General features: G+C 61.9%; 21 protein-coding genes. 8 read left to right on the top strand and 13 right to left on the bottom strand.

Features of this window, described 5'->3' with window-relative positions; genetic code table 11:
• The 8 genes from ACT53S_RS11665 to ACT53S_RS11630 all read right to left on the bottom strand — a co-directional run bounded on the left by ACT53S_RS11665 (position 1) and on the right by ACT53S_RS11630 (position 10,613).
• Positions 1–1,029 carry an SPFH domain-containing protein gene (locus ACT53S_RS11665; protein WP_476067083.1) on the bottom strand — a complete coding sequence of 343 codons (1,029 nt, stop codon included), beginning with the start codon at positions 1,027–1,029 and terminating at the stop codon, positions 1–3.
• Between the two features lie 195 nt (positions 1,030–1,224).
• Positions 1,225–3,186, bottom strand: a complete 1,962-nt coding sequence (locus ACT53S_RS11660; RefSeq protein ID WP_476067082.1) for a methyl-accepting chemotaxis protein — start codon at positions 3,184–3,186, stop codon at positions 1,225–1,227.
• Between the two features lie 80 nt (positions 3,187–3,266).
• Positions 3,267–3,875, bottom strand: a complete 609-nt coding sequence (locus ACT53S_RS11655) for a hypothetical protein (protein WP_142071703.1) — start codon at positions 3,873–3,875, stop codon at positions 3,267–3,269.
• Positions 3,876–4,276: 401 nt separating this feature from the next.
• Positions 4,277–5,311: a ferrochelatase gene (gene hemH, locus ACT53S_RS11650; protein ID WP_142071701.1), complete on the bottom strand. Its 1,035-nt coding sequence runs from the start codon at positions 5,309–5,311 to the stop codon at positions 4,277–4,279.
• Positions 5,312–5,436: 125 nt separating this feature from the next.
• The gene (locus ACT53S_RS11645) at positions 5,437–7,365 is read right to left on the bottom strand and encodes a 5'-nucleotidase C-terminal domain-containing protein (RefSeq protein ID WP_476067081.1); all 1,929 of its coding nucleotides are present in this window, start codon (positions 7,363–7,365) and stop codon (positions 5,437–5,439) included.
• Positions 7,366–7,567: 202 nt separating this feature from the next.
• Positions 7,568–7,933: an outer membrane lipoprotein Omp10 gene (omp10, locus tag ACT53S_RS11640; protein ID WP_113376500.1), complete on the bottom strand. Its 366-nt coding sequence runs from the start codon at positions 7,931–7,933 to the stop codon at positions 7,568–7,570.
• 206 nt (positions 7,934–8,139) lie between these two features.
• Positions 8,140–9,582, bottom strand: coding sequence for a homospermidine synthase (locus ACT53S_RS11635; protein ID WP_476067080.1), 1,443 nt, complete (start codon positions 9,580–9,582; stop codon positions 8,140–8,142).
• A 137-nt stretch (positions 9,583–9,719) separates the two neighbouring features.
• Positions 9,720–10,613: a heme-dependent oxidative N-demethylase family protein gene (locus ACT53S_RS11630; protein WP_476067079.1), complete on the bottom strand. Its 894-nt coding sequence runs from the start codon at positions 10,611–10,613 to the stop codon at positions 9,720–9,722.
• 184 nt (positions 10,614–10,797) lie between these two features.
• Here ACT53S_RS11630 and ACT53S_RS11625 point away from each other — a divergent pair, with 184 nt between their 5' ends.
• Positions 10,798–11,868 (top strand): alpha/beta fold hydrolase, encoded by a 1,071-nt coding sequence (locus ACT53S_RS11625; protein ID WP_476067078.1) that lies wholly within the window; start codon positions 10,798–10,800, stop codon positions 11,866–11,868.
• A 47-nt stretch (positions 11,869–11,915) separates the two neighbouring features.
• On the opposite strand, the gene pyk is transcribed toward ACT53S_RS11625, so the two are convergent.
• Positions 11,916–13,355, bottom strand: coding sequence for a pyruvate kinase (gene pyk / locus ACT53S_RS11620; RefSeq protein WP_113376358.1), 1,440 nt, complete (start codon positions 13,353–13,355; stop codon positions 11,916–11,918).
• Entirely contained in the window at positions 13,355–13,783 is a 429-nt protein-coding gene (locus ACT53S_RS11615; protein WP_476067475.1) for a DUF1036 domain-containing protein, read from the bottom strand. The genes pyk and ACT53S_RS11615 overlap by 1 nt, the downstream gene beginning before the upstream one ends.
• A gap of 264 nt (positions 13,784–14,047) precedes the next feature.
• Here ACT53S_RS11615 and ACT53S_RS11610 point away from each other — a divergent pair, with 264 nt between their 5' ends.
• The 3 genes from ACT53S_RS11610 (at position 14,048) to ACT53S_RS11600 (ending at position 15,548) form a co-directional block, all read left to right on the top strand.
• Entirely contained in the window at positions 14,048–14,857 is an 810-nt protein-coding gene (locus tag ACT53S_RS11610; RefSeq protein WP_476067077.1) for an N-formylglutamate amidohydrolase, read from the top strand.
• A gap of 11 nt (positions 14,858–14,868) precedes the next feature.
• Positions 14,869–15,174 carry a DUF1244 domain-containing protein gene (locus ACT53S_RS11605; protein WP_476067076.1) on the top strand — a complete coding sequence of 102 codons (306 nt, stop codon included), beginning with the start codon at positions 14,869–14,871 and terminating at the stop codon, positions 15,172–15,174.
• A gap of 107 nt (positions 15,175–15,281) precedes the next feature.
• Positions 15,282–15,548, top strand: coding sequence for a DUF2312 domain-containing protein (locus ACT53S_RS11600; RefSeq protein WP_054148241.1), 267 nt, complete (start codon positions 15,282–15,284; stop codon positions 15,546–15,548).
• A 78-nt stretch (positions 15,549–15,626) separates the two neighbouring features.
• Here the strand turns inward: ACT53S_RS11600 and ACT53S_RS11595 are convergent, their stop codons facing one another.
• Together ACT53S_RS11595 and ACT53S_RS11590 are read right to left on the bottom strand one after the other, a co-directional pair.
• Positions 15,627–17,483, bottom strand: coding sequence for a peptidoglycan L,D-endopeptidase MepK (locus tag ACT53S_RS11595; protein ID WP_476067075.1), 1,857 nt, complete (start codon positions 17,481–17,483; stop codon positions 15,627–15,629).
• 184 nt (positions 17,484–17,667) lie between these two features.
• Positions 17,668–19,209: a sigma-54-dependent transcriptional regulator gene (locus tag ACT53S_RS11590; protein ID WP_476067074.1), complete on the bottom strand. Its 1,542-nt coding sequence runs from the start codon at positions 19,207–19,209 to the stop codon at positions 17,668–17,670.
• Positions 19,210–19,489: 280 nt separating this feature from the next.
• Here ACT53S_RS11590 and ACT53S_RS11585 point away from each other — a divergent pair, with 280 nt between their 5' ends.
• From ACT53S_RS11585 to ACT53S_RS11570, 4 genes are read left to right on the top strand one after another with little or no spacing between them, the layout of a single operon-like run.
• Complete coding sequence (locus tag ACT53S_RS11585) at positions 19,490–21,340, top strand: M3 family oligoendopeptidase (protein WP_476067073.1); 1,851 nt, start codon at positions 19,490–19,492, stop codon at positions 21,338–21,340.
• Positions 21,341–21,360: 20 nt separating this feature from the next.
• Entirely contained in the window at positions 21,361–22,524 is a 1,164-nt protein-coding gene (locus ACT53S_RS11580) for an aminodeoxychorismate synthase component I (RefSeq protein ID WP_476067072.1), read from the top strand.
• Positions 22,509–23,129 carry an aminotransferase class IV family protein gene (locus tag ACT53S_RS11575; RefSeq protein WP_476067071.1) on the top strand — a complete coding sequence of 207 codons (621 nt, stop codon included), beginning with the start codon at positions 22,509–22,511 and terminating at the stop codon, positions 23,127–23,129. The genes ACT53S_RS11580 and ACT53S_RS11575 overlap by 16 nt, the downstream gene beginning before the upstream one ends.
• Positions 23,130–23,136: 7 nt before the next feature.
• A complete protein-coding gene (locus ACT53S_RS11570) occupies positions 23,137–23,421 on the top strand; it encodes a YciI family protein (protein WP_476067070.1) in 285 nt (94 codons plus the stop codon).
• Between the two features lie 64 nt (positions 23,422–23,485).
• Here the strand turns inward: ACT53S_RS11570 and ACT53S_RS11565 are convergent, their stop codons facing one another.
• On the bottom strand, positions 23,486–24,208 hold the full coding sequence (locus ACT53S_RS11565) for a tetratricopeptide repeat protein (protein ID WP_476067069.1): 723 nt from the start codon (positions 24,206–24,208) through the stop codon (positions 23,486–23,488).
• Positions 24,209–24,318: the final 110 nt, after the last annotated feature.

The raw sequence follows: 24,318 nt of genomic DNA, 5'->3' as shown, positions 1-24,318 counted from the left end.
TCATGTCTCGCTGGAGGGGCCGAAGGGATTGACGGCGGGCGTTGTGCGAGCTGGTGTCGTGACACGCGGTGCGGCGGCAGGTGCTGCAGGGCGCGCGGGCGGCTGATCGCCGAAGACTTCACGGGCGATCGCGCCGATCCCGCCGAGCGAACCGATCAGGGCGGAGGCTTCCATCGGCATGAGGACGATCTTGGAGTTGCCGGCTGTGCCAATGGCTGCCAGGGCCTCTGTGTATTTCTGTGCGACGAAGTAGTTGATCGCGTTGACATCCCCGGCGGCGATGGCCTCCGAGACGGCGCGGGTCGCCTTGGCTTCGGCTTCGGCGAGGCGTTCGCGCGCTTCTGCCTCGCGATAGGCGGCTTCGCGCTGACCTTCGGCCTCCAGGATTGCCGATTGTTTTGCGCCTTCTGCCCTGAGGATCTGGGCATTGCGGAAGCCTTCGGCCTCCAGCACCTGGGCGCGTTTCTCGCGCTCGGCCTTCATCTGTCGACCCATCGCATCCACGAGGTCGGCGGGGGGCTGAATGTCCTTGATCTCAACACGGGTGACCTTGATGCCCCAAGGACGCACGGCTTCATCGACCACCTTCAGCAGCCGGTCATTGATTACTTCGCGGTTGGACAGGAGTTCGTCGAGGTCCATGGAGCCCATGACAGAGCGAATGTTGGTCATGGTGAGGTTCAGGATCGCATTCTCCAGATTGGCCACCTGATAGGCGGCTTCGGCTGCATTGAGAACCTGGTAGAATGCTACCGCATCGGCCGAGACAGATGCGTTGTCCTTGGTGATCACTTCCTGTGTGGGGACGTCGAGGACCTGCTCCATGACGTTCATCTTCGCGCCGATGCGCTCGATGAAGGGAACGATGAGGTTGAGGCCCGGCTCCAGCGTCCGCGTGTAGCGTCCGAAACGCTCGATCGTGTAACGATAGCCCTGAGGCACTGTCTTGATGCCGGCGAAAAGAACGAGAACGACAAGCGCCACCAGCGCGATGACGACGATATCCGGACCTGCGAGCATGACGTGCATCCCTCCCCAAAACGGTCGCATGCGACCACGATCATGGCGCTAACATCGGGATATCAGAGGTTTATTGCAAGACCCGTTAGAGAATCGGAAGCCAAGTATCGTCGGGCGGGCGGTATGAAAACGACAAGAGGCGGAGGGTGTCCTCCGCCTCTTGTCGTCGTATTTCAGTGCAGACTGCTGCTAAGCCGCTTGTTCTCAGAACTCTTCCCAGCTGTCCTGAGCGACCGCGGCATTGCCGTGTGAGCGCGGGGCAGGGGCTGCGGCGCGCGTCGGTTGGCTTGGGCGCGAGGGCGCCGGCATTGCGGCGGGGTGGCTCGGGCGAGCCATGGCACGCGCTGTATCACGCAGAGCGCCGGCTTGGGCCGTCTGGACGCCGTCGATCTGGAAGTGCGAGATCAGGTCGCGCAGCTTGGCGGCTTCGGCAGCGAGTGCGCCGGAGGCAGCGTTCGATTCCTCGACCATTGCGGCGTTCTGCTGGGTCGTCTGGTCCATGGCGTTAACGGCGTGGTTGACTTCCGAAAGGCCGGTCGCCTGTTCCTTGGCCGAAATCGCGATGGCATCCATATGCGTGTTCATCTCGCTGATGAAGCCGCCAATGGTGCGCAGCGCCTCGCCTGTCTTGCGAACGAGATCGACGCCGCCGGCGACTTCCGTCGAGGAGTTCTGGATGAGCGCCTTGATTTCCTTTGCGGCGTTTGCCGAACGCTGGGCGAGTTCGCGGACTTCCTGAGCGACGACGGCAAAGCCCTTGCCGGCTTCCCCTGCGCGGGCAGCTTCGACGCCGGCGTTGAGGGCGAGCAGGTTGGTCTGGAAGGCGATTTCGTCAATGACGCCGATGATGTTCGAGATCTGCTGCGAAGATCCTTCAATCCGGCGCATGGCCTCTTCAGCGCGAGCGACAACTTCCGAGGACTGGTTTGCCGATGCGTTGGCCTGGGAGGCAACACCGCGGGCTTCTTCGGTACGCTTTGTCGAGTTCACCACGTTTGCGGTAATCTCCTCGACTGCAGCGGCTGTCTCTTCAAGAGCTGCGGCCTGCTGCTCGGTGCGCTTCGACAGGTGATCGGTTCCCGAGGCGATCTCGCGGGTGCCGGTCTCCATGGTTGCCACGCTGTTGGTGATGCCTGCCATGGTCTCGTTCAGCTGGCGGACCGACTGGTTGAAGTCGTGGCGCAGGGATTCAAAGTCTGGCGCGAAAGCCTCGGTGATCTGGAAGGCCAGATCGCCGGCTGCAAGCCGCTTCAGGCCGCCGGCGAGGCCGGATGTTGCGATACGCAGGCGCTCTGCCGCATCGGCTTCTGCGCGCTGCTGGTCGGCAATGCGGTTTGCCTCCGCCCTCTGGCGGTTGGTTTCGGCTTCCTCTTCCAGGCGCTTGTTGGCAATGGCGGCCTCGCGGAAGATCTGCATGGAGCCTGCCATGCGGCCGATTTCGTCCTTGCCACCCTGTTCGATGACGACATCCAGATCGCCGTTGGCGAGGCGCGACGTGACATCTGTCAGTTTGCCGAGCGGACGGGAGACCAGCTGGAAGTTCAGGAAGCCCATGAGGACGGCGGCCGCGCCGACGACGAGCGAGGCGATCAGGCTGACGCCCTGGACGATGTCCAGGGCCGCATGCTGCGTTGCATTGGCCGCCTGTGCTCGGGCCGCCATCGCGGTCTGTACCTCAGCCAGTTTCTTCTCGATCACGCCGACGTAACGCGCACCTTCACCCGTGACCTCAATGGCGCGGGCGAGTTCGACCGTCTGCGGGTCGCGCATCAGGAGGATCTGGCGTTCGACAACCTTGCTCGTCCAGTCGGTGACCGCAATGAACGCGTCCTTCAGCTTGGGAAGCTCCGACGGCGCCGATTCGGTGAACATCTTTTCGATGGCGGCCATGTCGCTCTTCATCTCGGCGACACCCTTGTCCGCTTCAGCCGAATATTCCCGGTTGCCGGTCAGCAGGAAGGTCTTCAGATGCGTGTCGGTGACAGACAGATCGGCAGAGAATTCATTGATCGTGTCGACCAGTTGGTTGACAAGCTCGGTTTCCGCTACCTGGTGATTGGCTTCCACCGCGCGGTTGTAGATGAAGGTCGATGATGCGATGGCGATGGTCGCCAAAATGCCGAAGGCGATGAAGCCCTTGGCGCTGACAGAAAGGTTCTTCAGCATGGTCTGATCCAGTTTCGGTCCGAGAGAATGTGCAACATGGTTTCGTGGCACAGTCGCCGTCATGGCGCCGTGGCGGTCGCTCAGGAACCGGCCTGCATGCGTCTTTCGAGTTCCGTCAGGTTCAATTCGACCGTAACGGCACCAATCTTCTTCTTGTCGGCCGACAGAATGGTGAAGCTCACCTGGTCGCGCCAGATCTTGGCTTCATCGTCCCATTCCGGCTCATCGATGAACAGTGCATCGTCCGCAACGGCAAAGGTCTTCTGGTACTTGTCCTCGTCACCCTGCCAGAAGTCGCTGGTCACAGAGCTCTGGCCGACGTTGAGGCCGGTCTTGTCCATCACGAAGACTTCGGCATAGAGGCCGAGTGACTTGCCCTGAATGCGGGCGAGATAGACCGACAGGGGGCTCGACAAGGTCGCTGCGATCAGCGGCTTGTCGGCTGCTTCGCGCTCTGCCTTCCACTGGTTGTCCAATGCGTCGATCTTGTCCTGCGTGAGATTGTCGAAGCGGGCGTTCTGCGCTTCGACCGAGACCTGGACGATCTCTGTGTCGATGAATTTCCGCATGTCCTCGATGACGGCGGGCGTCACGAGCTTTGCAACGTCCGGCTTCGGCGGTTCGGCAAAAGCCGAGCCAGTGGTCATCATCAGAACAGCCATTGCTGCGGATGTTTTCAGAATACTCATCGGGGGTCTCCTGTTGTTGATGAGAATTCTAGCATCCATTGTTAAACGGTCCCTTAATATAAGAAAACGCGGATCAAAAACTGTAATAAAATTCAAATGGTTGCAATTGAATTTGATCGGGTGACCAATTTTTTACCCTCGCAGGTTGCTGAGGCTTGCCGCGAAGAAGCCGCCGCAAGACTACTCATTTGCCTTGAATATGTGCGGGTTAGCCGATGGTGGCATTGCTCTGGTGGTGAAGATTTGCTCACGAATTAAAAAGGTTGCATGGTATAATGGTTGTGCCACTGCCTTGAACTGGCACGCCATCTGCAACACGCGCTGTGCCATTCGAAGACGCAGGCGGAGCTCCAAAGTAAAAGGCCGCCCGAAAGGCGGCCTCGAAGGTCGTCGACGGGCGTTCAGGCCCAGCCTTGCAACTCGCGCCGCACGACGTTCTCGATCACGCGCATGCCGTTGGCGCTGTCGTTCAGGCAGGGAATGTGGGTGAACTTCTCCCCGCCATTGTGAAGGAAATCCTCGCCCGCTTCGCCGGCGATCTCTTCCAGCGTTTCAAGGCAGTCCGAGACGAAGCCAGGATTCATCACGGCAATGCGCTTCACGCCTTCCTTGGCCAGTTTCTCCACCGTCTTGTCCGTATAGGGCTGCAGCCATTCTTCCGGCCCGAAGCGGGACTGGAAGGTGACCATCAGCTTCTCCTTGTCCCAGCCGAGATGTTCGCGCAGGAGGCGCGTCGTCTTGTAGCACTGGCAGTGATAGGGATCGCCCTTCATGAAATAGGACTTCGGAATGCCGTGGTAGGAGGTGATCACGAGCTCCGGCTCCCAGTCGAGCGTGGCGAGGTGTTCGTTGATCGAGTTGGCGAGTGCCTCGATATAGACCGGATCGTCTGCGTATTGCGGAACGGTACGCAGGGCCGGCTGCCAGCGCATTTTCAGGAGTGCCTTGAAGGCTTCGTCATTCACCGTCGCGGTCGTTGCCGCCGCGTATTGCGGATAGAGCGGATAGACGAGGATCCGTTCGCAACCGGCCTTCTGCATCTCGTTCATCTTCGCCTGGATCGCCGGCTGGCCGTAGCGCATGGCCCAGTCGACATGCACATTGGGTAGGTCCTTCAAGGCAACGGCGAGTTTCTCGGCCTGGCTGCGGGTGTAGGTGCGCAGATAACTTTCATCGAGATCCTTGTTCCAGATCTCTTCATAGGCCTTGCCGACCTTTTGCGGACGTTTGTTGAGCACGATACCGTAGAGGATGGGATACCAGAACCAGCGGGACCACTCTATGACGCGCTTGTCCGTCAGGAATTCCTCGAGATAGCGACGCATGGACTTGTAGTCCGTGCCATCGGGCGTGCCGAGATTGACGAGGAGCACGCCGACCTTGCCGAAATTGACGGGTGGGTGGTCGGAGGGCCAGTGGGCGGGCATTGCGGTCATTGGGACATCCTGGTGATTTGCTGCGGTGAAGCAATACGTCGAAACATCGCGCTGGGATCATCTGATAAAAGCAAAAGCCGGCCCGGGGAAGCCCGGACCGGCCAATGTGTCTGCGGCGAAGGGTCTTACTTCGGCGGCAGCTGCAGTTCCTTGCCGATGGCGATCAGGTTCGGGTTGCGCAGGGCATTGGCCTCGGCAATCTTGGTCCACAACAGACCGTCGCCATAGGTGGCTTTGGCGATCTTCCAAAGGCTGTCGCCGGCTACCACCTTGTAGGCAGTTTCTGCGACTGTCTTGGCGGTTTCGGTTGCGGTCGGGGCCGGAGCGGTTGCTGCCGGTGCTGCAGCTGTGGGCGCCTCTGCTGCCGGGGCGGCAGGAGCAGCCGGGGTTTCCGTGGCGGTTGCTGTCGGCGTTTCAGCGGCGGGCGCCGTCGTCGCGGCCGCAGCCGTTTCGACAACGGTGATGCGACCGTCGGTATAGGGCTTGTAGGGGCTGTTCTTGGCGATGTAGTCAGCCACCACGGTTTCAAGGCCAGGGCCGAAGTCATAGGCGTTCTGGCCCCCGGTCGCGAAGACCTTGTAGCCGTCGCCGCCGGAGCGCATGTAGTTGTTGGTCGCGACCCCATAGATCTTGTTGGTGTCGATGGCGACCCAGGCGTCGCCCTCCTTCACCTGAACGTCGGAGATGCGGCTGCCGGCGGGCTTCGATTTGTCAAAGGCAAATTTCAAGCCCGAGACCTGCGGGAAGCGACCAGCGCCTTCCTCGACCTGGCTGACGCCATTCTCCAATGCCGCGACAATGTCAGAGCCCTTGAGCTGGAACGAGGCGAGGGTGTTCTGGAAGGGCAGGACGGTCAGGACTTCGCCCATGGTGACCGTGCCGGCATCGATCGAGGCGCGCAGACCGCCACCGTTCTGGATGGCGATGGTGACGCCCTGTTCCTGCAGGCGATCAACCATGGCATCGGCGACGAGGTTGCCCATGGAGCACTCGACCGAGCGGCAGGTTTCGCGCGCGCCATCGATGGCGTCGGCGGTAGCGCCGATCTCCTTCTGCTTGATCTCTTCGATCGGCCCGGCGAGTTCGGCAACCTTGGCGGTGAAGGCGGCATCCGGGGTCACCGAGGCATCGAGCAGTTTCGGCGCGCCCGTAGCGGACTTTACGACGCCTGAGTCGTCAAAGGTGACGGTAAGATCGCCGAGGTATTTCGAATAGGCATAGGCCGTGACGATCGGCACGTCATTGCCGGACGGGTTCTTGACCAGCGTCGGATAGGGGCCGGCGGCCTTTTCGTCGGTGGAGGACAGAAGTGTGTGGCTGTGACCGCCGACGATCACGTCGATGCCATCGACAGCGGCTGCGATTTCCTGGTCCCTGACATAACCGACATGCGACAGAAGCACGATCTTGTCGATGCCCTGGCCTTCGATCTCCTTTACGGCTTCCTTTAGATAGCCGATCTCATCGGAAAAGAGGATCGCATCGCCGGGCGAAGAGGTTTCGTCCGTGTCGGTTGCGAGAACGGAGACGACCGCGACTTTCTCTCCGCCGAAGTCCTTGACGATGTAGGGCTTGAACTTGTCGGCGACCGGCGAATTCAGGCCCGCGAGCGTATTCCCGGAGATCATTGGGAATTTCAGCGCATCGATGAACTTGGCGAGTTCCTCCGGGCCATCATCAAATTCGTGATTGCCAATCGCCATCGCGTCAAAGCCGATGCCGTTCATGAACTCGGCGATCGGGGCGCTCTTGTATGTGGTGTAGAACAGCGAACCCTGGAACTGGTCGCCGGCGTCGAGCGTGAGCACGTTCTTGCCGGAAAGTTCGGCGCGGCGGGCGTCGATGGCGGTCTTCACGCGGGCAATGCCGCCGAAGCATTCGTTCTTGGCCGCGTCTTCGGCCGAGCAGGTGGAATCCGACTTGTTGATCGCCTCGATGCGGGAGTGCAGATCATTGATGTGCAGGATGTTGAGTTCGAAATCGGCAAAAGCCGCGCCGGTGGAAAGGGCGAGCACGGACGCACTCAAAAGGCCAATTCGCAGGTGTCTGAACATCATTTTTCTCCTGTTTCAATCCGTCTGTCACTGTCTGGCATGCAACTGTGACAGAGGCATGCCGGCTCGGGATGCCGGATGTTTTCATCAAGGTCGTGACAGGGCAAGGGAAAAAGCAGTTGCGTGCGTTCGGGCGGGCGTTCCCAAACGAAAAAAAAGCGGCCGTGGTGGCCGCTTTGATTTCCGGAGATAAAACCAGTGCTTATGCGCGCCGGGCGAGCGAGAATTGCGCGCCGCTGTCGGAGGTGCAGTTCAGTTGCGTCGGCGTGACCAGGGCGCAATTGACCTTCTGCTGGGTGTTGCGGACGAGCGAGGTCATGTTGATCTCGACGAGGCGGTCGCCCTGCAGTGTGTAGGTGCCGGAGGCCAGCACCTGGTTCGTGTCGGTGGTGCGCGTGGTGAAGGTGCCACCCCGGAAGCTTGACGCGATGCCGTTGGGGTCAACCCAGTCGCCCTCGATCGACGGACCTTGCTGTACGGTCGGAAGCTGACGCGGGGGACCGGACGAATAGCAGGACGTGAGGGCGAAGCTTGCCGCTGCGAGCGTCACCACGGTTTTGGTCTTCATCTCAATCTCCCAGGAATTCGACGGTTCGGCCACGCCGCCCGCCCTTCTGCGTTGTTGCAAACCATGCCGCGAAGCCTTGGCCAAAGCAAGGCGCAGCGCTTCAGCACCCTCAGTTATCCCGGCCCAGTTGCGCTCCAGGATGCCGGCCGGCGCCGCATGGAAAAGGCCCGCCGCAAGCGGCGAGCCTCAATCGGTGTCTGAATGGCTCAGCGCACCAGAATGTTCCGGAACTGCCACGGATCCTTTTCATCGAGGTCTTCCGGGAAGAGGCCCGGGCGGCCGTCGAGCGGGGTCCAGTCGGTGTAGTGGCCTTCGACCGGGCCGAGATAGGGCGACTGCACTTCGAGGCAGCGCTTGTAGTCCATCTCGTCAGCTTCGACGATGCCGGCCTTCGGGTTCTCGAGCGCCCAGACCATGCCGGCGAGCACGGCGGAGGTCACCTGCAGGCCGGTCGCGTTCTGGTAGGGCGCGATGCGGCGGGTTTCTTCGAGCGACAGGCGCGAACCGTACCAGTAGGCGTTCTTGTCGTGGCCATAGAGCAGCACGCCCAGTTCGTCGACGCCATCGACCAATTCGTCTTCGTCCAGAACGTGGAGGACCGGCTGCGGCGTGCCGCCATTGCCGAACATCTCGTGCAGCGAGAGAACGGCATCATTGGCCGGGTGGTAGGCATAGTGGCAGGTCGGGCGATACACGACCTCGCCGTCCTTCTCGACGGTGAAGTAGTCGGCGATCGAGATCGACTCGTTGTGGGTGACGAGGAAGCCATATTGCGGGCCGGGCGTCGGGCACCAGGTGCGAACGCGGGTGTTGGCGCCCGGCTGCTCCAGATAGATCGCCGCCTTGCAGCCCTTCTTGTGCTTCTTCGCGTTCTTCGGCATCCAGTTTTCGTGCGTGCCCCAGCCGAGTTCGGCCGGCTGCAGGCCTTCCGAGATGAAGCCTTCGACAGACCAGGTGTTCCAGAAGACGTTGAGCGGCTTCGGGTTCTTGGTGCGCTGGGTGTCGCGCTCGGCGATGTGCACGCCCTTGACGCCGACCTTCTTCATCAGCTTGGCCCAGCCGTCGCGGTCATTCTGGTCCGGCTCGTCGAACTTGATGCCGAGTTCGTTGGCGATGTTGACGAGGCCCTGCTTGACGAACCAGGAGACCATGCCCGGGTTTGCGCCGCAGGTGGAGATCGCCGTCGTGCCACCGGGGTTCTTCGCCTTTTCCTGGCGCACGGTTTCGCGCAGCGCATAGTTGGTGCGCTCGGAGTTCTTCATGTTCTTGTCGAAGTAGAAGCCGAGCCAGGGCTCGACGACGGTGTCGATGTACAGCACGTCGAGCTTGCGGCAGAGCTTCATCAGGTCGAGCGAGCCAGTGTCGACCGAGAGGTTGACGCAGAAGCCCTGGCCTTCGCCTTCGGTCAGAAGCGGCTTCAGGAGCTTCTTGTAGTTATCCTTGGTGACATGGGCCTGGATGTGCTTGATGCCATGCTTGGCGAGCAGTTCGGCCTCGTCGTTGCGGGGATCGATGACGACCATCCGGCTCTTGTCGAACTTGAAGTGGCGTTCGATCAGCGGCAGGGTGCCGCGGCCGATCGAGCCGAAGCCGATCATCACGATCGGACCGGTGATCTCGCCATAAACCGGGTAGGTCATTTCACTCATCTGGGTCTCCTTGGAGGCGTGACCATGCTGGTCGCGCAGGTGCGTTTCGGCTCATGACAAGAGCCTCAACGATAATGGCGGTTCTAGATCACAAAACACTGACACAATAAAGACCGTCACCGAGCCGCTGCCGGCCGTCAGCCGCTATTTTTCAGTGCCGCATCCTGTCGCAGCCGCGCAACCAGCCGCGCCCTTTGCCGATCAAGGCCCTTGTATGCGAGTTGGGCGGGCTCCAGGGCCTCCAATTGGTCGGCAAGCGCGAGCGCCAGCCTGCCGCCTTCAGGATGGGTTTTGAACACTCTGACGGGGTCGAGATAGATGCGGATGGTGAAGACGATCGCCCGCGTGCGCGGAAGCTTGGTCAGGGTCTGCCGCTCGACGCGGATCACAGCCTCTTCCGGGGTAGCCTGATCGTTGCGGCCGGTTTCGGGGTGGAAGAGCTTGTGTTGCCAGTTGATCGACCAGTTGAAACGCTCCGCAGGCTGCCCGGGCAGGAGGTTGTCGAAGATACGGTTGATCATCGCTGCATTGCGTGTCCCCGCCTGGAAGCCGGGCACGTGCTCGTGCACGGCTTCCATCGGCCGGCCGAACTTTTCGGAGATCAACCAGGAGGAGGGGAAGGACAGGTGGGCCGCGGCGATATGCCATCCCATCTCGCGCTTCATCATGATCACGAGGTCGTCCTGCACAAGCATACCCGCGCGCAGCAGCGGGGGAATGGTTTCATCGGCGAGGTTCGTTGCATGCCCGGCCACATGAAACGTGTTGCCTTCCTGGCAGCCGTGGTTGGGGTGATCGGAAACCAGATGATCGAGCAGCGCCTCCAGGCACTCCCTCTGGGCCGGAAGGCTGTCCTCCGTGGCGCGAAAAACCTCGTCGCGGCGCGTCTCGATCAAAGTGCGCTTTTCGTCGAGATAGCGCTGCAAATCTGCATCAGGCTCGATCCAGCGCCTTGGGTCAAGGGCGGAGAGGCCGATGGTGAAGGGCCTGGTCGGACCGGCATAGGGGGTGTGGGAAAAGGCATCGGACATGGGCTCAGGCTCGCTTTGCCGTCAACCTGCCGTGTCGGCGGTCCGATGGCAAGCGCGAGGTTGCCGTCCTTGGCAAGGCAGGTGTCGTCTTTGCCGGCAGGTTGCTTTTGCGGTCAGGGTCTTGACGAAAGGCGCCTCGGGCCGATCTTCTTTCCCTGTCTCTCCTTCTCCGAAAGCCCTGTCTTTGTTCCTGCTTCCCCGTCTCGGCCTGATCCTGCTCGGTCTCCTCATTGTCCTGGTGCTTCTTTCTGTGGCGCTCTTCATCGCGACACAGATAAGGGCGCGGGGCATTGAGGCGCAGTTTCCCAATACCGGCACGCTGACCGATGTCGGCGGCTTCCGCCTGAATGCCCTGCATGTGCCAGCCGGCTCCGATGCCGACCTGCCGCCCATCGTTTTTATCCATGGGGCTTCCGGCAACCTGCGCGACCAGGCCGGGGCTTTTCTGGAGCCGTTGAGAGGACGCGCCGAAATGCTCTTTGTCGACCGGCCCGGGCACGGCTATTCCGAACGAGGCGGGCCTGACAACGATACGCCGGCCGGTCAGGCCCATGCGATTGCGACGCTGATGGAGAAGAAGGGCATCGCGCGGGCGATCATCGTCGGACATTCCTTCGGCGGCGCCATCGCCGCGAGTTTCGGCGTTTTGCATCCGGACAAGGTCGAAGGGCTGATTTTCCTCGCAGCCGCGACCCATCCCTGGCCCGGCGGCGTGGACTGGTACTACCACGTCGCTTCGGCGCCGATCATCGGTCCTTTGTTCTGCAACACGCTGGCGCTGCAGGCCGGTTTCTCCAGGATCGAACCGGCAACCGCGCATGTGTTTGCCCCGAACCCGGTGCCTGCGTCCTATATCGCCGAAACCGGGGCGGCGCTGGTCCTGCGTCCGGCGACCTTCCGAGCAAACGCGACCGATGTCGCGGGGCTGCACGCCTATGTGACGGATTTTTCGAAGCGCTACAGCGAGATCGACAAGCCCACCGTGATCATCACCGGGGATAGTGACGAGATCGTGCTGGAGGAGATCCACTCGAAAAGCCTCGCCCGCGACATAAAGGGGTCGGAACTCGTCTGGATCAAAGGGCTTGGGCACAAGCCCGACTATATCGTGACCGACATCGTGATTGCTGCCCTGGAGAAGGTTGCGGGACAGCCGCGCGACCTGCAGGCTATGGCGCGTGCCGTGGAACCGCGTCTTGCGGCGACGCGCGTGGAGCCCGAGGGAAGCGCGCCGTCTTTGCAGGCCGGCCAGTAGCGCACCAAAAAGCCGCCCGGAGGCGGCTTTTCGGTAATGGTGCGCGATCAGATACCCGTCTGGCCGTCCGAGCCGATATAGGCGATGCGCAGCATGTTGGTCGAACCGGGGGTCCCGAGGGGAACGCCGGCCGACATGATGATGCGGTCGCCGGGCTTGCCGAAGCCTTCTTCCACGACGATGCGGCAGGCGCGGTTGACCATGTCGTCGAGATCCGTCGGCTCCGAGGAGACGACGCAGTGCAGGCCCCAGACCACCGACAGGCGGCGCGCGGTCTGAATAACCGGCGACAGCGCGATGATCGGAACTTCCGGACGCTCACGCGAGGCGCGCAGGCCGGTATTGCCCGACGACGTGTAACAGACGATCGCCTGCAGACGCAGCGTCTCGGCGATCTGGCGGGCTGCCAGCGAAATGGCGTCGGCGCCGGTCGCTTCCGGCTGGGCGCGCTGGGCGTAGATGATGCCGGGATAATGCGGCTCGCGTTCGACGGTTTCGGCAATCGAGGCCATGGTGGCGACGGCTTCGACCGGATACTGGCCAGACGCAGACTCGGCCGACAACATGATGGCGTCGGCGCCTTCGAAGACGGCGGTCGCAACGTCGGAAACTTCCGCGCGGGTCGGGACCGGAGCGGTGATCATCGATTCCAGCATCTGGGTCGCGACGACGACCGGCTTGCCCTCGCGGCGGCAGGCGCGGATCAGTTGCTTCTGGATGCCGGGAACGCGCTCGAGCGGCATTTCCACGCCGAGGTCGCCACGGGCAACCATCAGTGCGTCGGACAGTTCGATGATCTCGTCGATGCGCTCGATCGCCTGAGGCTTTTCGATTTTCGACATGAGGCCGACACGGCCCTGGGCGATCTTACGGACTTCCGCCAGGTCTTCCGGACGCTGGATGAAGGACAGCGCCACCCAGTCAACGTCATTGACGGCGAGCACCGCATCCAGGTCGGCGCGGTCCTTGTCGGTCAGGACGCCGGTGGCCAAAATGGTGTCGGGAAGGCTGACACCCTTGCGGTCGGAGATCTTGGTGCCGGACACGACGGTCGTCACGATGCTCTTGCCGTCGCACTTCTCGGCCTTCAGATGCAGCTTGCCGTCGTCGATCAGCAGGCGATCGCCGGGCTTGACCGATTCCAGGATTTCCGGATGGGGCAAGTAGACGCGGGTCGCGTCGCCGGGCACGTCCTTGTTGTCGAGCGTAAAGGTCTGGCCGGGTTTCAGCTCGACGGTGGTATCGGCAAACTTGCCGACGCGGAGCTTCGGGCCCTGCAGGTCGGCGAGGATGCCGATCGGGCGGCCACAGGCGGCCTCGACATTGCGGATGCGCTGAACCAGCGTGCGCATCAGGTCATGGCTGGCATGGCTCATGTTGATGCGGAAAAGATCGGCGCCAGCTTCGTGCAACTTGCGGATCATGGCCTCTTCGGAAGAGGCGGGACCGAGGGTGGCGAGGATCTTTACTTTGCGGTTGCGCTTCATCAGTTCTGGCTTTCCTGGGTGCCCGACGTGTCGGAGAGCTGGACCATCCAGCTGCCTTGTCGTCCGGTGTCGTATTCCTTGAATCCCATCTGCTGGTAGCCGCGTGCGAAGCAGTCCTTCACGCCGACGATCTTGAACTCGTTTTCGGCGACACACATGTTGATGTCACCAGCCCAGCGTCCGCCTCTAGCAGCGTCCTCAGCATAGAGATAATAATAACGCGATTGGAGTTCGCCTTCGATCAGCGTGGCACAGGTGCCGGCCGGAACCTGCCACCAGCCTTCGGTAATCCAGCCCTCTTCCGCGCGGTAACCGACGGCGACACCGACGAGGTTCTGCGTGCCGTTGCAGACCCGGAATTCGGCATGGGCTGCGCCGGCTGCGAGCATCGGGGCAAGGAGTGCACCCGCGATCGTGAGAGGCCTCAGAAAACGCGCGGCAACGCGATTGCAAAACTCTGTGAATTGCTTGTCCACGATTGCCGCCGGAACTCCAAAAATGCGCATGGGATGCCTTCTTGCGATGCTGACCTGAGAATGTCAACGCAACTCTAATCGATTATATTTCCAGTCTTCACCCAGTCCCGGGACCATGTTGTCCGATCTTGGCACAAACGTGACAGGCATGAAAGCTTGCGCTCCCTATTCCCCCATGCGATCAAGCCTGCCTTAGCAGACGATGGCTTCGAACTGATGAACGATCTTTCCGTTTTCGAAATTTTGGACGGCCGTCATGACAGCGGTTTGGTGCTGCTCGCCGATCATGCCACGAATATTGTGCCAGAGCGCTATGGCCGCCTCGGTTTGCCGGACAACGCTTTCGAACGCCACATCGCCTATGACATCGGCATCGAAGCGCTGACTAGACGGCTTTCCGCCGTATTGAACGCGCCGGCCGTGCTGTCGCGCTTTTCCCGCCTTTTGATCGATCCGAATCGCGGCGAAGACGATCCAACCATCATCATGCGTATCTCGGACGGCGCGATCATTCCGGGTAATCATCCGATCAGCGCGGAAGAATGGCAGCATCGGATCGAGACCTATCATCGACCATATCACCAGGCTGTGTCGCAGGTCATCGCAAAGGTGGCGGAAGCATCCGGCAAGGCGCCTCTGGTTCTTTCCTTGCACTCCTACACGCCGGCCTGGAAAGGCGTGCCCCGGCCATGGCATGCGGCCGTTCTCTGGGACACCGATGCTCGCGCCGTCCGTCCGCTCATCGACGGGCTGGAAGCTGCGGGAGACATTCTCGTCGGCGACAACGAGCCCTATGACGGCGCGCTCAAGGGCGACACGATGTATCGTCACTGCATGATGAGAGGTATCCCCCATGCGCTGCTCGAAGTGCGGCAGGACCTCATTGGTCACGAAGAGGGCGTCGAGGCCTGGACCGGACGGCTGGCGCCGATCTTCGCTCGCCTCAATGCCGACCCGATGCTGCACGAATATCGCATCCACGCTTCCCGCACAGGCCCTTATCCGGACCTGCCGATTACGCCTTGAAGGATGACGCCATGTCCCTGCCCACAAAGGAGCAACAGACCGAACTGGAGGCTGCCGCGTTTCGCCGTCTTGTCTCCCATCTGCGCAACCGTGCCGACGTGCAGAACATCGACCTGATGAACCTCGCCGGGTTCTGCCGCAATTGTCTGTCGAACTGGTATCTCGATGCGGCGAAGGAAAAGGGTCTCGATCTGACAAAGGACGAGAGCCGCGAGATCGTCTACGGCATGCCCTATGACGACTGGAAGGCGTTGCACCAACGGGCGGCGAGCGCCGAACAACAGCGGGCCTTCGAGACAAACCGTCCGAAGGAATGACGCGCGGCGCCTGCTTTGGGGACTTGACGCGGGCTTCGGTTCGCGGCACGTGATCGCCCACGAATTTCCATCCCGAACTGCCATCCCCGACATGAAGGAGATTGCCCATGTCTGATGCCGCCCACGGCGTCGCTCGCGACCAGCTCCGCGCTTTCGTCGAGCGTATCGAGCGCCTCGAAGAAGAAAAGAAGACGATCGCCGACGACATCAAGGACGTCTATGGCGAAGCCAAGTCCATGGGCTTCGACACGAAGATCCTGAAAAAGGTCATTGCGCTGCGCAAGAAGGACGATCAGGAGCGTATGGAAGAAGACCTGATCCTCGACACCTATCTGCATGCGCTGGGTATGATCGAAAGCCCGCCGGAAGGCTGAGCGACGTTCAGAACGCCGACAAAAAAACCCGCCGATCCGGCGGGTTTTCTTTTGGCTGCAATTCAGATGGACTGAAGATCAGGGCGTGCCAAAGCGGCTCGGGTCGACGGTCGTGGCATCCAGGCGGAAGCCGACGGGGACGGTCGTGGTGGGGGCGAGCAGCGAGCGCGATACGACGCGCGGCGCCTTGCCCGGTTTGATCACCGTTTCAAACTTGCCCTGGTTGAGAGCCCATTGCTCGATCATGCCCTTGGTGAGCTTGGTGCCACCATACATGGCCATATGTGCCCGTTCGGCCTCTTCCTGACCCGGACGGCCACCCTTGACGGGCAGAGCCGCATCGGCGGCGGGAACGCCGGCCTTGGGCGTGTCGAACATGTCGCCGAAGTCCGATGTCGGCTCCCCGGCCGGCTTCTGCGGCAGGGATGCGACTTCCACCGACTTGGCGGCGGGTGCTGCCGGTGCGGGCGTGGCTGCGACTGGCGCTGTCGGTGCGGCACTTGCCGCTGCCTGTTGCGGCGGGATCGGTGCAACCATCTCTGCCTGATTGCTGCTTTCCAGAGCTTCGGCTGCTTCCGGCGACAGAATGGCCTGCTCGACTTCGTCGACTTCGGCTTCGTCTTCGGCCTGGGCATTGGCGAGCAGGGCCTCGGCGACGGCCGGGCGTGCGGTCGGAACCGGAACCGTCGCGCCATTGGCGAGAACCATGGCGTCGCTGTTGGGATCGATCGACGCCGTCATCACAGCCGGATCATTGGTTGTCTGGTCCGGACGCGGTCCAAGCAGGGTCGGGACCGGCACCTTCATGTTGGCGAGATCGGCAAATTCACCGGTCGGAGCGCTGGCCGGAACAGGAACACCATTTGCTACCTGCTGGAGGGCGTCTTCGGCGGCGTTGCGCGGCGGCTGGTAGAGCGCCACGGCAAGGCTGGCATCAGCCGGTCGGAGCGCGGGGCGAGCCTGCGGAACCGGTGCGGAATCGACGCCCGGCAGGGCGTTGGCGACCATGACCGGCTCGGTTGCTGTGACGACCGGCGGCGGAGGCGGTGCTGCGGGCTCGGGCTGCGCGGCGAGAGCGGGGCGCTCGGCCGGAGCCGGGATATCCTCTTCCTCATCTTCGTCACCACCACCAAACAGCATGGCAAGGAAGTTGCGCGGACGGCTCGGACGCTTGTCGTCCGCCATCATGATCGCGCCACCGGCCTCAAGCCGGCGCTTGTATTCGGCCATTGCCTGCTGATAGCCCGGCAGCGGCTTGCCGTCCGACGGAATATGCACGGTCTTTCCATCCGGGAACAAACGCACGAGGTCCTGGCGGTTCATGCGCGGCCAGGCGCGCACACCTGCCACATCCATGTGAACGAAGGGAGAGCCGGAATTCGGATAATAGCCGACGCCGCCGGCCTGCAGCTTCACACCCAGTTCGCGCAGCGTCTTCAGCGGCACGCCAGGAATGTAAAAGTCCATCGCGGTGCCGCGCATGTGCTGACTTTCCTTCGCGACGCCCTTGGAGCGCGAGCGCAGCATGGCATTGGTCTGCGGCGAACGGTAGCCTGAGACGGCCTTGATGTAACCCTTGGCGCCGGCGCGGCGATAGACTTCCCAGACGAGGTCGAAGAGGCGCGGATCCATCTTCGTCGGCTCGTTGCGGCGCCAGTCGCGCAGGATGTAGTTGAGTTGCTTCAGACCCTTGGGGTCATAGCGCCCATTGCGCTTGAAGGTGATCGAGGCGCGTTCACCCGTATGGACGAATTCGATGTTGAGGGTGCGTGTTTCGGCGCGTGCCGCCGTCGTCGTGCCGAGCACGGTTGCGGCACCGACGAAGAGAAAGGCCATAAACGAACAGACCAGTCTCGCTGCAATCTTTGCGCATGCGGCCTGGGCCTTGCGCCCGTTCTGCCATCGGCGCGCGCTGATGTCTTGCGATGTCTGCAATGCTATCCCCGTCAGAATACGTCCCACGCCAACTCAAGGTGAACGTCAAATGCGGTCACACCATGGCAAATTTGCCACATCCGCACAAGCAGTCCCGTTATGGTGAACGTCTGCCTAACACATGTCAGGCTCTTGGTAGGCGATTAAGCTTACTCCAGGGTTAACATTGGCCGATTGCGCCAAATCAAGCGGCATCCTTTTGCGGGTCGTCGGGATCGATTCCATAGTCCTTGAGCTTGCGGTAAAGCGTCGAGCGGCCGATGCCGAGCTTGCGGGCCACCTGGCTCATCTGACCCCTATAGAATTTCAGCGCGAAGCGGATCAGCTCCTCCTCGATCTCGGCGAGCTTGCGCACATTGCCGGCCTCGTCCGTGCTGATGATGACATTGCCGGTCGTCGTTGTGCCGAAAGTTGTGGACGGGGAGGGGGCGGGTGGGTTTGAAAAGGTCGCCGTGCGCTCTGCAAGCGCGGCCTGCACCCTGGCGACAGGACTCGATTCGTCCCTGACCTCGGTCGCTTCGCGCGCATGCATTCCGGCGCGGTGGCCGCTGACCTGTGCTGCAATCTGCGGAAAATCGCCTTCGGTCAGGCTGCCGCCCTCCGCCAGGACCACGGCGCGGAAGATGGCGTTTTCCAGCTGGCGGGTGTTGCCGGGCCAGTCAAATGCCGTGAGCAAGGCGATTGCGGAGGATTCGACCTGGAGCGTGCGGGGCAGCCGCTGCTCCAGCGAAAAGCGCTCGACGAAGGCGCGGACCAAATGCGGGATATCCTCCTTGCGGCGGCGCAAAGCGGGAATCGTGATCGGAAACACGTTCAGTCGGTAATAGAGATCCTCGCGGAAGCGGCCGGATTTGACCTCTTCGATCAGATCCTTGTTGGTGGCCAGGACCAGCCGGACATTGGTTTTAGAGGATTGCCCCTGGCCGCTGCGCGTCAACTCGCCCGTCTGGACTGCATCGAGCAGGCGCACCTGGGCCGCGGCCGGCAGTTCGCTGATCTCTTCAATGAAGAGCGTGCCGCCTTCGGCCTCCGCGAACTTGCCGGCGGAAGGTCCTTCGGTTCCGGCGTGGAGATTATCTCCGAACAGGATGTCGCCGAATTGAGCCGGCGAAATTGCCTGGCAATTGACCGTCACAAATGGGCGCGAAGATCGGTCGCTCGCCGCATGGATGGCGCGAGCCACCAATTCCTTGCCGACGCCGGCCTCGCCCTCGAGCATCACGGGAATTGTCGATTGCGCGGCGCGTCGGCCGAGTTCCACGACGCGCGACATGGCAGCGCTCGCCGCCACGATATCGGCAAAACTCACTGCACCGCTGCGGGCCCGGCGCGGCGTGCGTCCATGCAGGGTGCTGCGATGGATCTTCAGCGCGGCCTCGACCGCGCCTGAAAGCCGTTCCGGGGCGAAAGGCTTGACCAGAAAATCGAAAGCGCCGGATCGGACCGCGTCGAGCGCCGTCTCTGTGGCACCTTCCGCCGTCGCGACAATCACTGGGACACCCGGATTGACTTCGGCAAGAACGCTAAGAAGGCCGGATTGCAGACCTTCGGGGGACGAGGCGTCGACCACGATGACGCCAATCTGCTCACGAAGGCGTCGAAAGGTGTCGATCGCGGTATGCGCCGTATCGGCGACATGAACGGCATGGCCGTGCGCCTCGATTGCAGCCTTCATGCTGCGGCGCTCGGCGGCATCTTCATCGATGAGTAGGATTTGTGCAGTCAACGTGCGGCTCCCCGAGGTCAGTACCGGCGCTTTGCGCTCCTGGGTTATCGACGGGGAGCCTGCCAGAAAGGACTGAACATGTTGTTGGGAGAAAGCTTCGGATTTTAACGATTCTTAACCTGTATTGGCACAGGCGACCAAAATCACGCGGGATGCCGGATTCCTGCGCATAAGCTCCGCGAGGCGGATCGAGCCAGGGGATATGCGACTGCTGCGTCGCTTGCCGATTGTACCGGGACTGACTACATCTCCCCGACAAGAGACAGGAAAGGACATCACTATGAAGATCGAACGAAGCACCGTTCTCGCCGGCGCTGCCGATGCTCAGGCAAGGCAATCAGGACAGCTTGGCGATCTGCCTGTCTGGACCCTCGACCATCTCTATCCGGGGCAGACATCAGCTGAATTTCTGTCTGCCGTCGATAAAGCGGGTGCCGATGCGCTCGCTTTTGAAACGAAGTGGAAGGGCAAGCTGGCTGCCGCGCTCGAAACCGTGGGCGATCACTCGCTTGCTGAAGCGCTGCGCGAAATGGACGCCCTGGAAGACTTGCTCGGTCGCATCGCTTCTTATGCGGGTCTCACCTATTATTCCGACATGACCAATCCGGCGAACGGCAAGTTTTTCGGTGATATCCAGGCAAAGCTGACGGATATGTCGTCGCGCCTGCTCTTCTTCCCGCTGGAACTCAACCGTCTGCCCGACGACGCGGTCGATGCCGCCATGGACCGCGATCCCGCACTTGCCCACTTCCGCCCCTGGATCGTCGATCTGCGCAAGGACAAGCCCTTCCAACTGGATGACCGGATCGAGCAGCTTTTCCTCGAGAAGTCGCAGACGGGCGCTGCCGCCTTCAATCGCCTGTTCGACGAGACGCTCGCAGCCCTCCGCTTCAAGGTCGGCGAGGACGAGATGCCGCTCGAGCCGACGCTGACACTTCTGCAGGATGCAGATCCCGCCAAGCGAAAGCTCGCCGCCGAAGCCCTGTCGAAGACCTTCAAGGACAACATCCGCATCTTCACCCTGGTGACCAACACGCTGGCGAAGGACAAGGACATCTCCGACCGCTGGCGCGGGTTCGAGGACATCGCCGACAGCCGCCACCTCGCCAACCGTGTCGAACGCGAAGTTGTCGACGCACTGGCAGAAGCCGTGCGCGAGGCCTATCCGCGCCTCTCGCACCGCTATTACAAAATGAAGGCGAAGTGGCTCGGGATGGACCAGATGAATTTCTGGGACCGCAATGCCCCGCTCGCCGAAACCCCGGACCGCCTCATCTCCTGGGATGAAGCCAAGGATATGGTTCTCTCGGCCTATGGCGGTTTCGCCCCTGAAATGGCCGAGATCGCCGGCCGCTTCTTCGACGGCGGCTGGATCGATGCCCCCGCCCGCCCTGGCAAGGCTCCGGGCGCCTTCGCCCATCCGACCGTGCCCTCCGCACACCCCTACGTGCTGGTCAACTATCTCGGCAAGCCGCGCGATGTCATGACACTCGCCCATGAACTCGGTCATGGCGTGCACCAGGTGCTGGCCGGCGGCCAGGGCGCGCTGATGTGCCAGACCCCGCTGACGCTCGCCGAAACCGCCTCCGTCTTCGGCGAAATGCTGACCTTCCGTGCCCTCCTCGACAAGACGACCGACAAGCGTGAACGCAAGGCCATGCTCGCCCAGAAGGTCGAGGACATGATCAACACGGTCGTGCGCCAGATCGCTTTCTACCAATTCGAGCGCAAGATCCACACCGCCCGCAAGGAAGGCGAACTGACAGCCGACAAGATCGGCGAATTGTGGCTCTCCGTGCAGCAGGAAAGCCTTGGGCCGGCGATCAAGATCTCCGAGGGCTATGAGACCTGGTGGGCCTATATTCCCCACTTCATCCACTCGCCCTTCTATGTCTACGCCTATGCCTTTGGCGACTGCCTGGTGAACTCGCTCTACGCCGTTTACCAGAACGCCGATCAGGGCTTCCAGGACAAGTACTTCGCGCTGCTGAAGGCCGGCGGGACGAAACACCACTCCGAGCTTCTCGCTCCCTTCGGCCTTGATGCGACCGATCCGTCGTTCTGGGCCAAGGGTCTGTCGATGATCGAGGGGCTGATCGACGAGTTGGAAGCGCTAGATAAGGCAGCCTGAAGCGGAGCAGCCGACATTCCATGCGTGACCACGCGCCCTATGCGCTCTTCCGCGACGACCGCGCGGGAACGAGCCTCGTTTTCGCCGAACCGGAGACGCTCGTCGTCGCCCGGGCGGCAGACGAGGTGGAGCCTGCGCTTGCGCGGCTGGAAGCGCACCGGAAGGCCGGCAAGTGGCTGGCCGGTTATCTATCCTATGAAGCCGGTTTCGTTTTCGAGCCGAAGCTTCGGCCGTTGATCGAGGATGGACGCGAGACACCGCTCATCGCTATGGGTGTTTTCTCCGATCCGGCAGCGGACCATCACCCGCTGGCGCAAGCGCCGTCCAACATTGCGAATGCGCCGCTGCTCAGCGATCCCCGCGCCGCCTGGAACTTTGACACCTATCGCAATCGTTTCGACCGACTGCACCACCATCTGCGCAAGGGCGATTGCTATCAGGCCAATCTCACCATGCCCATCGAGGCCAATTGGGAGGGCGATCCCTGCGCGGCCTTCTGGTCGCTCGTCGGCCGCCAGCCCGTGCATTATGGCGCCCTGATCGACTACGGCGCCGGCCCCGTCATCCTGTCGCGCTCGCCCGAACTCTTCTTTTCCGTCGATGAAGAGGGCTGGATCGAGACCCGTCCGATGAAGGGCACGGCAGCGCGGGGCGCGTCCCCAGAAGAGGACGAGGCGATTATTGAGGCGATGCTGGGAGACGAAAAGACCCAGGCCGAAAACCGCATGATCGTCGATCTCCTGCGGAACGACGTCTCGGTCATATCCGAGGTCGGCACGCTCTCCGTTCCCAAGCTGTTTGCCATCGAGACCTATCCGACGGTCCACCAGATGGTGAGCTATGTGCGGGCCAAGCTCCTGCCGGGAACCGGCCTGCCCGAGATCATGGCCGCTCTCTTCCCCTGCGGTTCCGTGACCGGCGCCCCGAAAATGTGGGCCATGCGCATCCTGCATGAGCTCGAAGCGGGGCCGCGCGATGTCTATTGCGGCGCCATCGGATGGTGCGACCCTTCCGGGCCGATGCGTTTTTCCGTGGCGATCCGCACGATCTCTCTTTTCAACGGCGGACGGGCCGTCTTCAATGTGGGCGGCGGCATCGTCTTCGATTCGAAGGCAGAGGCCGAATATGAGGAATGCCTCTTGAAGGCGCGCTTTGCCCTGGGGGATCAATGGATTTCTCGCTGATCGAGACGATGCGGTGGCAGCCGGGTACGGGGTTTCTCCGGCTCGACCAGCATCTGCGCCGGCTCGCCCGCTCTGCCGATGCGCTCGGGTTTCGCCAGCCGCAGGACGCCAAGGGCAAGCTTGAAAAGGAAGTGTCAGGCGACGCGCCGCTGCGTGTCCGGCTGGTGATGAGCTTTCGCGGCAAGATAGAGATCTCGACCAGCGCCTTCATCCCCGAAGGGGACGAGACCGTATGGCGGCTCAAGGTCGCGAAAACGCGACTGCAATCCGAGGATAGCCTGTTTCGGCACAAAACCACCCGCCGCGAACCCTATGAGGCGGCGCGCGCCGAATATTCCAAGGACGAAGCCGACGAGGTGATTCTGCTCAACGAGCGCGATGAGGTCTGTGAGGGCACGATCACCAATGTTTTCGCCGAGGCTGCGGACGGGACGCTGATTACCCCGCCGCTGACCAGCGGCCTTCTGCCGGGTGTGCTCAGGGCGGAACTGATCCGCGAGCGCAAGGCGCGGGGTGAGGTCCTGAAGCTTGCCGACTTGCGCCATCGCAGGCTTTTTGTCGGCAATTCCCTGCGCGGGCTGATCCGTGCCGAACTGGTTGAATAGCTATCCGATGTTCATTCTCTCCCTGACCTATGTAAAGCCCGTCGAGGAAGCCGACCGCTTCATGGCGGCGCATATGGATTGGGTGAATGAAGGCTACGATCGCGGTGTGTTCATCGCGTCCGGACGCAAAACCCCGCGCACCGGTGGCGTCATCCTGGCCGATGGTGAACGTCATCAAATCGAAGCCTATGTCGCCGACGATCCCTTCGTGGTGGAGGGCATCGCGGTTTGCGAGGTGATCGAAGTCGCGATAACGCGGACCGTGGCGGGCCTTGAGGGCTTGAAGGGCTGAATAGGCCCAAGCCAATCGTCGATGCATCACGCGTCTGTGGCCTAGGCCAGGTCGGCCAGTGTCTTCACGTTCGCTGACCGGCCAGCTCTTCGGAGAGTTTCGAGACGATTTCCTGGGCCTCGCGGTCTGCCGGGTAGATGTCGAGATATCGCTCCCAGGCATGCAGGGCTGCCTGTTTGCTGCCGCGCTCTGTCAGGATGCCGGCAAGCCCCGCAAGTGCACCGAAATGGCGCGGCTCCAGCTTCAGCACGCGCTCGATGTCCGAGACGGACTTCTTGTAGTTGCCCATGGTGAAATGCAACGTGGCGCGCTGGTTCCAGGCGCCGACAAAATCGGGCTTCAGCGTGATGGCCTGGTCGATAAAGTCGAGCGCTGCAGAATTGCGCTTCTCGGCAGCCGCTTTTGCAGACCATTGCATCAGGAGGTCGACGGTCGGGCTGTGCGACTCACTCCAGGCTGCCATGGTGGAATTCGCAAGAATACGGGCAGCCTGAGGATCACGCTCACGCTTCAGTTGCGCCAGCATGTCGTCGATGCTCTGCGCTTTCGGCGGAGCCAGCGGTACCCGTTCTATGGCGGCCTCAGCCGGCGGCGTCACGGTTGGGGCAGGGGGCGCCGGCATTGGCTGCTGGGGCCGATCGGGCAGGGCCTGATCTGGCACTGGCTGCCCAGGCATGGGCTGCTGCAGCATCTGCTGATCGAGCGCCTGCGCTGCCGCGTTGCCGGAAGATAGCGCGGATGAGAGAAGCAGAAGGCTTGAAGCGAGTCGCAAAGAAAAACGGCGCATGAAGGGAAGGTAGTCCCTCAGCGCCGTCTTTCAAACTCAAATCTTCGGTATCAACACGCCGTTGCCGGCGGCAGTCACATCGCGCCGGGATCCCTAAGGATCCCGAAAGT

It is taken from the genome of Allorhizobium sp. DMC15 (assembly GCF_056314065.1).
The sequence above is the reverse complement of the archived record's forward strand: the minus strand, read 5'-3'. Positions and strand labels throughout refer to the sequence as shown.